A 12,899-nucleotide genomic window follows, 5' to 3' on the forward strand; every position below is an offset into this window, starting at 1 on the left:
TTTATTTTTTTTAAGCTCAATCTTTCTTAAACGTTATTTATTTTTATAATAAAGACGCAAGAAATTATAATTTAAGTCCCCATAAGAATCTGATTCTTCATTCATATTTTTATCAAGTCGAATCGTAGATGCTTTATCGGCAATTTTGTCCATATAAAATTGCGGGTATTGCATATTTACTAAGGCATAACGATTCACGGTTGCATCTTCTACATGACGCATATCCGAATCTTGTAAAGCCAATAAATTTTTGCGGTTTTCTGGTGCAACATTAATTAAGAATAAGGTGTTATTTTCCCAAATTTCTTTAAAACGTACTTCATCGAAACTAATATTCCCCAATGCAGGGTCCGCGACATAGACGCGGCCATTTTTATACGCTTTAAACACTACAAAATGTTTAAAGCCAGCATAGGAAATTGGCACAATGGCAGGTTGCCTTTGCTTCACTAAGTCACTAAATTCCCCGCGATACCCCCCACTTTCAAAGCCAATTGCGCTGACAAAACGTTTCATATCCAGCAGTGAAAAGCTACGGCGTTCAATAATTTTGTCGGTCTCACCAAATTTCATAAGACCGTCCATAACCTGCTGTTCGGTTAAAGTCGCATTGAGATTGGTATAACCATTTAATAGGGTGGTCAACGCAGCTGAACCACAACTATAGTCATAGGCTTGGTGAACAATGCCACGAAATTGATCGACGATTGCCGGTTTAACCTGTACGGTTTCATGGTGCATACGAGTGAAAGAATCATTACGAGAGTCTAAAGTCTCGGTATAGTACACAGCCTCAACTGGTTTTTTCTTTATATCAAAAGCTTCTGTGGCAAAGTAATACATCAATGCCGAGCCTAATGCGATCTCTAACATATTATCTAACTTTTCTAGTTATCGGCATGACGTGCCATTTTTCATTATTTTAGAGTAGAAACTCTACTTCCCTGTTTTAGCAAGATACCTTTTTTTCAAAAAAAAAACAGTGTTTTTTTTATTTTTTTGAAAAATTCAATAATATTTATGTAAAAAAAAGCGCGTGTAAACACGCGCTTTTTTAAACAAAAACTTAGTGACCGCGGATTGTGATAATCGCACCCGGAACATATTGACCCTGAGCTGGGCTGAAGTAAGTCTGCATACCTTGAATTTCCATGTCACCAATAGAAGCAGCATCTTTGCTACCCAAATGTATACCTTGGATGTAGTTATCGTGCGCACCACTTGTGCTCACGATACGTACATAACCTTTATCGTTACCTTCTTCACCAAATACGCTGATGCTTTGGTTCAATACTAAGTTACGGCTATTCGCATCTGCCACTTGAATTTTGTCAAGGTGGATCACACCCGCTGCACGTGTTGAAGTTTTGGTTGAGTTATCCAAGATACCCAAATCAGTAATGGTTAAACCACCGATCATAGTTGCATTCAATTTAATCATTGCGCCTTGTGGTGCAGCACCCAATTGAATATTTGCAGCCATTGGACCAGTTTTTACTGTAAGACCGGTTAAGATCGCATTCTCTTGACCTGTACCACCACGACGGATTGTTGCTGCATTTGCTGCAGGTGCATCAGCAGATGATACAACGCCAATTTCACCGATATTGATATCTAAACCAGATACTTGTGCGGCAATGTTAATGAATGGATTGCCACCGTTTGCATCAGAGTCAATTTGCAAATCAGCTAAGTTACGTGAAGGCAGTAAGTAAGCACCACCGTTGTCGTAATTGGCGCCAATCACAATACCTTTAGTTGTAGTAGCACCAGTACCATTCGCTTTGATATAGATAGCACCTGCTTCACCAGTACCACCTAAAGCAGCATCAGCTAAACCGTCATTATCGTGAATAAATAATTTTTCGATTTCGATTTTAGAAATACCAATCCCGATGTTAATACCATCTTGACCAGTTGTAGCACCCAATGAAGCATCGTCCATTGCTTGCATTGCCATCGCATTTGCACTAATTGCCAATGAAGAAACTAAAGCAAGTTTAGTAAATTTTTTCATTCGTACTCTCCCAAGAGTATTATTTTTTTGATTGTCAACCACTCGATATTCCATGTTGTTTTTTGTTTTTAGACAACAATGGAGTCTTTCCTTGAGCAGCCTGTTTGCCCTACTAAAGTTATATGTGTGTCATTTTTTGTTCAACTGCTGTTGGTCGCAATCCATATGTTACCGATAAACGGTATTTACAGTTTTTCTGCATAAATATTGTTATAGAATAGGCAATCTATGTATAGCCTTTTATAATTTAACATCGTATGAATAATCCAGTTGTTTTTCAAAAACTGTTGACTGAACAATGGCTTAACACAGCTCAAATATTGTCTGCTTTATCTCATCTCACTCATTTAGTTTACTTAAAAAATGTAAACCAACCTGTGATCACTTTCTTTGCATCTGAATACATGCTTAAACAAGGTCAAGTCACTCAAAATTTCAAACGAATTTCACTGTATCAATATCAAGAAAATTCACAATCTATTAATTTAAATCATTTTTTTAATCAGAATATTCAAAACCATCATTCTGACTTTAACGGTGGATTGATTGGCTTTGTCAGCTATGACCGTGCAGCCCAACAACAGGTTTCGATTCAACAAAAAAATCAACCTGCCTTATTTTTGGGCATTTATCGTAGTTATCTCAAACTCACCCCTCAAGGTTGGACTTTTTTTAGCGATGAAGATGAGGCTGAAAATATTTTTCAAGTTATTCAGGATGCAATACAACACAAAAAACCTCCCTGTTTTTCACTTACTCAACCTTGTAGCGCGCGCTGGAATAAAAATGAATATGTAACTGCCTTTAAGAAAGTTCAAGACTATATTAAAGCCGGTGATTGCTATCAAATTAATCTGACTCAAGAATTTACAGCAAAAGCTCAAGGATCCTTATTAGCGACGGCTGAAGGGTTTTGGAAACTCACCAATGCTCCTTATTCAGGTTATTTAAAGATTGATGACTTTGAACTATTAAGCTGCTCACCTGAATTGTTTATTAATTTTGAAACAAATCGGAAAATTGTCACTCGTCCCATTAAAGGTACAATGCCCCGTTATGCTGACTCGAAACAAGATGAACAATCCAAACAAAACCTGATTCATTCTAAAAAGGATCAGGCAGAAAATGTAATGATTGTTGATTTACTGCGCAATGATTTAAGTGTTTATGCGGAAACAGGTTCGGTAAAAACACCACAACTTTTTGAAATTGAATCTTTTAATCAGGTTCATCACATGGTGAGCGAAGTCACTGCAACATTAAAAGAAGAGATCAATCCATTTGATGTCTTAATGTCTGCACTGCCTGGAGGTTCGATTACGGGTGCGCCAAAAATTCGCGCGATGCAAATTATTGATGAACTTGAAGGTGCTCCACGTGGTGCTTATTGTGGATCGATGGGCTATTTTAATTTTGATGGTACAGGTTCTTGGAATATTTTGATTCGTTCTATCCAAAAATATCAAGATGAAGTGTCTCTATGGGCAGGGGGTGGAATCACTATTGCCTCAGATTGCGATGCAGAATATCAGGAATGTTTTGATAAAGTTTCTGCCATGCTTGATTTACTCAATACATGGTACAAACCAAAAGAAAAAAGCGAATCTTGAGCAAATTAAAGCACTGCTTTAACGAAGCGCAAAGTATAGTAATCGTCATCATTCCTCCCCTTACGGAGCAGTGCTCCTCATCTTTTTAAAGGGAGAATTCCCTCCTTTGGTAAAGGAGGGTTAGAGTAAATTCCTAAATCACGCCAAAATATCGTTTTTCAATGTATGAACCAAACGTTGATTTTGCTCATCAGTACCAATGGTAATACGTAAGAATTGATTAATTCGCGGTTTATTAAAGTAGCGCACGATAATGCCACGTTCACGTAGTTCCGTTGCCAATTCGCCTGCATCTTTAATGGGTAATGATGCAAAAATAAAGTTGGCTTTCGAAGGTAAAACCTTAAAACCAATAGCTTCTAAATCAGCAACTAACTTTTCACGGCTATCAATCACTTTTTGGCATTGTGCTTCAAAGTAAGCTTGATCTTCAAATGAAGCCACGGCAGCTGCAATCGCAAAACGATCCATTGGATAGGAGTTAAAGCTGTTTTTTACAGCTTCCAGCGCGGCAATAAGATGTGGCTGAGCAATCGCAAAACCAACCCGTAAACCCGCCAGTGAACGTGACTTAGATGTCGTTTGACATACAACTAAATTTTCGTATTTTTCAACTAAGCTGACCGCGGATTCCGCACCAAAATCAACATAAGCTTCATCAATGACCACCACTGAATCAGGATTTGATTTGAGCACTTCTTCAATTGCAGATAATCCTAATGCAATACTGGTTGGCGCATTTGGATTGGTGATAATGATGCCACCATTGGCTTGCTTATAGTCATCCACCACAATTTCAAAGTCATCATTGAGTGGCAAAACTTTGGTTTTGACCCCAAAAAATTGACTATAAACAGGATAGAAACTGTAGGTAATATCCGGATAAAGCAATGGCTGTTCTTGCACAAAAAAGGCTTTAAAAATATGTGCTAGCACTTCATCTGAACCATTTCCGACAAAGACATTGCTTGCATCAACATTCTGCTGAATGGCTATGGCTTGCTTTAATGCAGAAGCATCTGGATCTGGATATAAACGTAATACATCGGCTGAATTTTCCAATACCACTTGTACTGCTTCTACCACTTTAGGTGAAGGTGGATATGGGTTTTCATTGGTATTAAGCTTCAATAAATTTTGGATTTTCGGTTGTTCACCCGGTGTGTACGGTTCTAATTCACGTACATCTGGACTCCAAAAACGCATTTGTTCTGTTGTGATCTTCATTTTCAAATTCTCTAAGTTCCCTCTCCTTCTAGGAGAGGGTTAGGGAGAGGTCCTTGATTCCCCCTCTCCTAACCTCTCCCTTAGGGAGAGGAAAATTCATTTCTTTATTAATTTCTGCTTAATAACTTACTTATAACGATATCTTGCTGATCTCGCATGGGCATCCAAGTTTTCTTGTTGCGCTAAAACATCAGCTGTTTTCGCTAAAGTCTTCACACCTTCCTGTGAGCACATGATCAAGCTTGAACGCTTTTGAAAATCATAGACACCGAGTGGTGATGAGAAGCGCGCTGTGCCTGAGGTTGGTAATACGTGGTTTGGACCTGCACAATAATCACCAATCGCTTCAGGAGTATAACGCCCCATAAAGATTGCACCCGCATGGCGAATACCTTCAGCCATTGCTTCCGCATCATCCAAGCAAAGTTCTAAATGTTCTGGTGCAACTTGATTGATCAAATCAATAGCTTCTTGACGGTCTTTCACTAAAACCAGAGCACCACGATTAGCAATAGATGTACGTGCAATATCAGCTTTAGGCAATTCAGCGAGATGATCTTCAATTGCTTGCTCAACTTCATTTAAAAGCTGTTCATCTGGTGTAATGAACACAGCTTGAGCCACGGTATCATGCTCCGCTTGAGACAATAGATCCATCGCCAACCATTTCGCGTTATTTTCACCTTCGGCATAAACCAAAATTTCCGAAGGACCTGCAATCATGTCGATACCGACTTGACCGAATACCGCACGCTTGGCAGCTGCAACAAAGCGGTTACCCGGACCTGTAATTTTATCTACACCCGGAACAGTTTCTGTACCATATGCCAAAGCTGCTACCGCTTGTGCGCCACCAATGGTAAATACACGAGTCACACCTGCTAGATACGCAGCAGCGAGTACCAATGGATTCAATTCACCATTGGGTGCAGGAACCACCATAATAATTTCAGCAACACCCGCAACATGAGCAGGTACAGCATTCATCAACACTGAAGACGGATAGGAAGCTAGTCCACCCGGCACATAAATCCCGACACGATCAAGCGGTGTGATTTTTTGACCGAGTGTATTGCCCAAAGCATCCACATAGGTCCAGCCATCCTGCTTTTGCGCTTGATGGAATTCACGAATTCGATTTGCAGCCAATTCTAAAGCTTCACGAACTTCATGATCCAAACCTTCAAAAGCCGCTTTGAGTTGTTCTTGGGTGAGTTCAAGATCTGAAAACTGATGCGCTGGATGTCGATCGAACTGTTGAGTGAGTTTAAGAACATGAGCATCACCATGTTGACGCACATCAGCAATGATTTGGTCTACGGTTTTTAAAAGTTCAGGATCATTCACAGTCTCAAAAGCCAACAAGTCTACAAAGGCTTGCTTAAAGCTTTGATCTTGGGTCGATAAACGTCGCATCAATTTACCCATCAGGTTTGAATTCGAAGGCTTTAGTTTACCTGTTTTCATGCGCTTTGTCGGTAGCTATAATACGGTATCAGTATTAGTTTTATTGAAATTAACTTTCGCTAAGATTGATGAAAACACTGAATATCTACAGTTTTTTCTCAGGCATAAAAAAACCGCCAGAGAATGGCGGTTTTTCAAATTTGCATTCAGAGATGCTTATTTTTTGCTTTCGCGTTCTTCAACTGCTTTTTCAAGCTGTGCCAGAATCGGGTTCAATAAAGTTTGCTTACGTTTGAAGCTGGCCTTATTCACAATCAAGCGTGAAGAAACTTTGCAAATTTCTTCAAGTGCCTCAAGACCATTGGCACGCAGTGTATTACCTGTATCGACCACATCGACAATGTAATCCCCTAAACCGACCAATGGTGCAAGTTCCATCGAACCGTAAAGTTTAATCACATCAACCTGTTCACCTAAGCTCGCATAATATTGACGGGTTAAGTTCACATATTTGGTCGCAATTTTTAAACGGCCTTTCGGACGCTCCATACCGACCTTGCCTGCTGTCATTAATTTACAGTTGGCAATTTTTAAATCGAGCGGTTCATACACATTTTGTGCGCCATGTTCCATCAGCACATCTTTACCTGCAACACCTAAATCAGCCGCCCCATTTTCCACATAAGTCGGAACATCCGAAGCACGTAAAATTAAAATACGTACCTGCTTATGTGTCGTGGGGAAAATCAACTTACGTGATTTATCTGGATCTTCCAGTAAGTTAATTCCTGCTGTTTCAAGCAATGGTAAAGTTTCTTTTAAGATACGCCCTTTGCTTAATGCTAAAGTCAAACCATGATCAAAATTGCCCATTACGTCAAAGTTTGGATCATCGTTTCTCATATCACTCATTAACTTACTCGCTTAATTTGGGCACCTAAACCCTGTAACTTCGCTTCAATATCTTCATAACCGCGGTCAATATGATAAATACGGTCAATCAATGTTTCCCCGTCTGCTGCTAAAGCCGCAAGAACCAAAGAGAATGAAGCGCGTAAATCGGTTGCCATAACGGGTGCAGCAGACAGCTTGTCCACACCGGTCACAACAGCATCATTACCTTCTACCTGAATATTGGCTCCCATACGGGCCAATTCAGGAACATGCATAAAACGGTTTTCAAAAATCGTTTCAGAAATAGTGGCAAAACCACGACCAATGGCATTTACCGCCATGATCTGCGCTTGCATATCTGTTGGAAATTCTGGATGTGGTAAAGTCTGAAAGCTCACCGCTTTTGGACGTTTACCCATCATGTCGAGCTCAATCCAGTCATCACCACGGGTTACTTCCGCACCCATTTCTTCAAACTTGTCTAAAACAGATTCGAGCAATGAGGGATCGGTATGGGTCGTTTTGACTTTACCGCCAGTAATGGCAGCAGCAGCCAAGTACGAACCAGTTTCAATACGATCAGCAACCACGGCATATTCACAGCCATGCAAGCTTTCAACACCCGTTACAACCAGTGTATCCGTATCCAGACCTTCAATTTTTGCACCCATTTTAATGAGCATTTGCGCAAGGTCAGTAATTTCTGGTTCACGTGCCGCATTACGAATCGTGGTCACACCATCAGCTAAAACTGCAGCCATGAGAATATTTTCAGTACCACCCACAGTCACCATATCAAAGATGACTTCGCCACCTTTTAGACGACCGTCAACTTTGGCATGCACATAACCATTTTCCACTTCAATTTCAGCACCCAAAGCCTCTAATGCTTTTAAGTGTTGATCGACAGGACGTGAACCAATGGCACAACCACCTGGAAGCGATACTTGTGCACTACCATAGCGCGCAAGTAATGGACCAAGCACCAAAATTGAAGCACGCATGGTTTTTACGAGCTCATAAGGTGCAAACTGATTGTTCAATGTAGAAGTATCAGCTTTAACCGTGTCGCCTTCATAAGACATTTGAATACCCAGACCAGCAATCAATTTCACTAGCGTATTCACGTCTTTAAGGTTAGGCACATTGGTTAATGTGATCGGGGAATCCGCAAGAATCATCGCTGCAAGTAAAGGCAATGCTGCGTTTTTCGCACCAGAAATACGCACTTCACCTTCGAGCTTAACACCGCCCTGAATTAAAAATTTATCCATTTAGTTCTAAGCTCCGAATAAGCTTGCTTTACGCCATTCTTCTTTGGTCATTGCACGAATAGTTACCGCGTGTACTTCACCGCTGGCAATATATGAATTTAACGGAGCATAAACCGTTTGTTGACGTGCGACTGGGCGCTTGCCTTCGAATTGCTCATCGACGATTCGAAGATCAAACTTACCGCCTTGCCCACTAACTGCAACTTCAGCCTCTGGAAAAGCAGCTTTTAAAATTTCAGTGAGCTGTTCACTATTCATCACAAAGACCTCTTATAGGACCAACGGTGTAAAAACCTGCCATTTTACTATAAATATGAAAAATAAATCATTAACGCATAACATTTTATACATAAAAAAAGAGGTCTTTAAAAAACCTCTTTTTGTTGAAAAATAAAACTATGCAAGCACAGGTGGATATTCAATCTGCATTTTTCGATGTTTATGTAATTGTCTTTTTAACTTTTCTGTTAATTTTTTAATTGAAGTATACATATCATCGGCACTGGCTTGAGCAAACATCTCTATACCTGGTAAACGAATAATCGCTTCCGCAATATGATTGTCACTGCCCTTTTTAGAATGTTTATCTATTTGATGATCTTTTGAAAGTTTGACCTGCATACTATTTACTTGATCTAAATTTTTTATCATTTGCGAAAATTTAAGGCGAATATTTTCTTCAATTGCAGGGGTAATGGTTAAATGGTGACCACGAATTGTTATTTGCATAGTTCTATCCCTCACCTTCTTTTAGGATTAGAAAAGAATAGCCCAGCCGACCTAATGACAGCAAAAATACAATCCTGCAGATTTAACATTAAATCATTTCGACTATTCCTTAAGTAAAAAGAGATTCATTATGTTGTCATAATGAATCTCTAGAATAGCCACACTTTAAAATTTAGATCAAGACTTTTCGTTCAGAAGATGACGGAATATGTAACGACTCTCGATATTTAGCCACCGTTCGACGGGCTACATCAATCCCGTCTTCTTTCAGTAAATTCGCAATTATATTGTCTGATAAGGGTTTGCGGGGATTTTCTTCAGACACTAATTTTTTAATTTTGGCTCGAATAGCAATAGAAGATGCTTCGCCACCCGAAGTTGTTGCCACATGACTGGAGAAGAAATATTTCAACTCAAATAGACCGCGTGGTGTGAGCATAAATTTATTGGTGGTTACACGCGAAACCGTAGATTCATGTAACTCTACTTCTTCGGCAATATCACGTAGCACCAAAGGTCGCATTCCTTCTGCACCCACTTCTAAAAACATCTTCTGATGTTCAACAATACAGCTTGCGACTTTTAATAAGGTTTTATGGCGCTCATCGACACTTTTAATAAAGTTTTTTGCATCTAACATTTGATTGCGCAAATATTGATTATCATTGCTTTGATCAGCACGTTTAATCATATTGGCATAAAAAGAATTGATCCGTAATTTAGGCATAACATCCGGATTTAACTGCACCTGCCAATGGTCATTTTTTTTCATCACCACCACATCTGGAATTTGATAATCTGAATCTTTTTCCTCAAACTCCATTCCCGGATAGGCTTTTAACGTTTTTAAAAGATCAACTGCACACTTTAATTGATCTGGATTTAAGCCCGTTTGTTTAACTAACTTTGGCAATTCATTGGAAATCAGTAACTCATAATGATTCAATAACGTTATTGCTTCACAACGATAGGCTGTTTGCTCAGGTAAACTTTTTAATTGCACCAATAAACATTCAGCTAAATTGCGTGATGCCACACCAGGAGGATCAAGATGCTGAATATGTTTTAAAACCGCAACCACTTCATCATCTTCGACTTCATCGTCGTAATCCATAGATTCTAATAAATGCTGAACGGTGGTGGTTATTTCTGTAATGTCTGCATCCAAAAAGCCTTTTTCATCCAAAGAATCAACAATACAATGCGCAATCAGTTTATCGACTTGTGAAAAATGCAATAAATTAATCTGTTCAAGCATATGCTCTTTTAAGCCTAAATGACCTTGGCGGTTATCTTCACGCTCTTCATATTCAGGTGTACCTAGACTTGTTGGCTGATGGGTATAAACATCCTCCCAATCGGTATCCACAGGTAAATCATCCGGCAAAGTATTGGCATTTAACTCATTGGTAAGGTCTTTATTGTCACGTTCTTGCTCTTCCAAAGAAGATAGACTTTCAATATTCGACTGTTCTTCTATTTTTTCTAATAAAGGATTACTATCGAGTTGAATTTGAATTTCTTGCTCAAGCTCTAAACTAGATAATTGAAGCAAACGAATGGCTTGCTGCAACTGCGGTGTCAACGACAAGGAGTTCGCAACTCTTAATCCAACCGATAACTTCATTCTTAAAGTTCCTCATAATTCTGCGACTTATAAGCAATTTTTATGCCGATTTTAAATTTTATAACACAGATAAATCAAAATTCATACAATCAGCGAGCCTAATTTAATTTTTTATTTAGCTCAATTTTTCATAAACTTTGAATTAATTCATTTATTTAATTATTAAAAAGATTAAATTTACTGATTTCTTATTTAGATTAAGGACTATAAAATATTTTAAAAATTTGAAAAATTTGAAATAAATTTGTCAAACAATGTGCTTTTCTAATAAAAATAAGATGAATTAAGGATGGTTATATCTAATTTTCTGGCTATTTTTTGATGTCTATACGGTACAAAAAAATGAACGAATATATTTGTAGATTTAAGCTTTAAAACTTTCAGGAAGATTAAATTTTTTACCTTCAGGGATTGGGAGAGAATGAGTTGAGTTTCATAAAATGTCTAATATTTGACATTGTCAATTTTATACCCTCTAAGCATCTGATTAATGATATAGATTTTATATATGCTTAACTATTGATGAATGATGTAGTAAGTATTGGACTGCTCCCAGTATCCTAGACATGAGATAGCTTCATTTTGAAGCTGCCTCAAATGCTTCTGGGCTCATTCCGTCGAGATGCGAATGGCGCTTAATCCGATTGTAAAACATCTCGATATAATCAAACACATCTGCACGTGCCATTTCACGTGTTTTATAGATCCTCTTTTTAATTCTCTCCTTCTTTAAGCTGCTAAAAAAGGATTCAGCAACGGCATTATCCCAACAGTTGCCTCTGCGGCTAATACTGGGAACTAAGTTATGCTTCTGACAGAATTTCTGCCAGTCTCCGCTACTATATTGTGAGCCTTGGTCTGAATGTATGATCACAGGCTCATTCGGTCTGCGTCGCCATACTGCCATAAGAAGTGCATCCAAAACGATATCCTTGGCAAGAGTTGGTTTCATTGACCAACCGATCACTTTTCTCGAATATAGATCAAGAACTACAGCCAAATACAACCAACCTTGCCAGGTGCGGATGTAGGTAATATCAGTCACCCAAGAGGTATCAGGTGTGTTTACAACAAACTCTCGATTTAAGTGATTTGGTGGCACAATCTGAGGACGACCACAGCCATAACTCTTATGCTTTTTATATCCTCGAACAGCGGCAATTCCATTGTTCTTCATGATCTTCAGCACACGATTAGGCCCGCAGCTTTCGCCCAATTCTTTTAGATCCAGCGTGATGCGACGATAACCATAGATGCCATAACTGGCCTCATAAGAAGAGAAAATAAGTTGTAATAACCGTTTGTCTTCAATCGTCCTACCTGATTCAGGTTCATGCAACCAGACGTAATAGCCAGCACGAGCAATCTTAAGAACCCGACACATCGTTTTAATCTTAAACTGATGGCTGTATTCAAGGATAAACTGATACTTTACTCGGGCAGGCTTGCAAAGTACCTTGCGGCCTTTTTTAGAATATCCCGTTCCTCTTCAGTTTGTTTAAGCTGACTCTTAAGGCGCAGGATTTCTTTCTTTGCTTCGAGAAGTTCATGTTCATCAGAATTGTTACATAGAGGTTGTACCGCCTTTAGCCATTTATAAATGCTGTGCTGTGATACACCTAAACGTTCTGCCACATCAGTGACAGAATATCCACGTTCGGTAATCAATTTAACAGCTTCATCTTTAAATTCTGGGGTATATCGTTGTCCACTCATAATGTTCTCTCCTATGCAAAAAGAATAGACGAAATTTGTCTAGGAGAGTGGTGGCAGTCCAAAAAGATGGTTAGGTGTGTCTAGAATTTTGGTGGCTATTCATATTGTTCAATATATTTAACTACATTAAATAAGAACTGTGTAACAACCAAGCTTCTAAAAAATAGTATTAATCTCATAACAAATCCCCATTATCATTTTTATAATAATCTTTTTACTTATTTCTTTTTTAATTTATTCCGCACATAAAAAAACACCCCCTTCTCTTGAAGGGGGTGTTTTCAGGAATAATGAGCTGGCGATGACTTACTCTCACATGGGTAACCCCACACTACCATCAGCGCAAAGAGGTTTCACTTCTGAGTTCGGGAAGGGATCAGGTGGTTCACTCTTGCTAT

General features: G+C 38.9%; 11 protein-coding genes and 1 rRNA gene. 1 reads left to right on the forward strand and 11 read right to left on the reverse strand.

The features are described from left to right. Positions 1 to 33: 33 nt before the first annotated feature. The gene (gene filB, locus HLH16_RS08175; protein WP_171528943.1) at positions 34 to 873 is read right to left on the reverse strand and encodes a putative pilus system C39 family peptidase FilB; all 840 of its coding nucleotides are present in this window, start codon (positions 871 to 873) and stop codon (positions 34 to 36) included. Positions 874 to 1,066: 193 nt separating this feature from the next. Next, on the reverse strand, positions 1,067 to 2,017 hold the full coding sequence (filA, locus tag HLH16_RS08180; RefSeq protein ID WP_171528944.1) for a putative pilus system protein FilA: 951 nt from the start codon (positions 2,015 to 2,017) through the stop codon (positions 1,067 to 1,069). A 257-nt stretch (positions 2,018 to 2,274) separates the two neighbouring features. Here filA and pabB point away from each other — a divergent pair, with 257 nt between their 5' ends. After that, a complete protein-coding gene (gene pabB / locus HLH16_RS08185) occupies positions 2,275 to 3,627 on the forward strand; it encodes an aminodeoxychorismate synthase component I (RefSeq protein WP_171528945.1) in 1,353 nt (450 codons plus the stop codon). Between the two features lie 138 nt (positions 3,628 to 3,765). Here pabB and hisC read toward each other — a convergent pair whose 3' ends face one another. The 9 genes from hisC to rrf all read right to left on the reverse strand — a co-directional run. After that, a complete protein-coding gene (hisC, locus tag HLH16_RS08190) occupies positions 3,766 to 4,854 on the reverse strand; it encodes a histidinol-phosphate transaminase (RefSeq protein WP_171528946.1) in 1,089 nt (362 codons plus the stop codon). A gap of 126 nt (positions 4,855 to 4,980) precedes the next feature. Then, the gene (gene hisD, locus HLH16_RS08195) at positions 4,981 to 6,282 is read right to left on the reverse strand and encodes a histidinol dehydrogenase (RefSeq protein WP_171528952.1); all 1,302 of its coding nucleotides are present in this window, start codon (positions 6,280 to 6,282) and stop codon (positions 4,981 to 4,983) included. Positions 6,283 to 6,477: 195 nt separating this feature from the next. Then, positions 6,478 to 7,173: an ATP phosphoribosyltransferase gene (gene hisG / locus HLH16_RS08200; RefSeq protein ID WP_171528947.1), complete on the reverse strand. Its 696-nt coding sequence runs from the start codon at positions 7,171 to 7,173 to the stop codon at positions 6,478 to 6,480. Continuing rightward, positions 7,173 to 8,429 carry a UDP-N-acetylglucosamine 1-carboxyvinyltransferase gene (gene murA / locus HLH16_RS08205; protein ID WP_171528948.1) on the reverse strand — a complete coding sequence of 419 codons (1,257 nt, stop codon included), beginning with the start codon at positions 8,427 to 8,429 and terminating at the stop codon, positions 7,173 to 7,175. The genes hisG and murA overlap by 1 nt, the downstream gene beginning before the upstream one ends. Positions 8,430 to 8,435: 6 nt before the next feature. Continuing rightward, a complete protein-coding gene (gene ibaG / locus HLH16_RS08210; RefSeq protein WP_004650949.1) occupies positions 8,436 to 8,687 on the reverse strand; it encodes a BolA family iron metabolism protein IbaG in 252 nt (83 codons plus the stop codon). Between the two features lie 138 nt (positions 8,688 to 8,825). Next, entirely contained in the window at positions 8,826 to 9,158 is a 333-nt protein-coding gene (gene hpf / locus HLH16_RS08215; RefSeq protein WP_171528949.1) for a ribosome hibernation-promoting factor, HPF/YfiA family, read from the reverse strand. A gap of 172 nt (positions 9,159 to 9,330) precedes the next feature. Then, positions 9,331 to 10,785 (reverse strand): RNA polymerase factor sigma-54, encoded by a 1,455-nt coding sequence (locus tag HLH16_RS08220; RefSeq protein WP_171528950.1) that lies wholly within the window; start codon positions 10,783 to 10,785, stop codon positions 9,331 to 9,333. Between the two features lie 577 nt (positions 10,786 to 11,362). Next, positions 11,363 to 12,501, reverse strand: a protein-coding gene (locus HLH16_RS08225; RefSeq protein WP_171528951.1) for an IS3 family transposase whose coding sequence is annotated in 2 segments (ribosomal slippage) — positions 11,363 to 12,243 and positions 12,243 to 12,501 — 1,140 coding nt in all. Because the reading frame shifts where the segments join, the coding sequence is not laid out codon by codon here. 293 nt (positions 12,502 to 12,794) lie between these two features. After that, positions 12,795 to 12,899 (reverse strand): 5S ribosomal RNA (rrf, locus tag HLH16_RS08230); the annotation flags it as partial.

This window comes from Acinetobacter sp. ANC 5378, assembly GCF_013004315.1.
Classification (GTDB): Bacteria; Pseudomonadota; Gammaproteobacteria; order Pseudomonadales; family Moraxellaceae; genus Acinetobacter.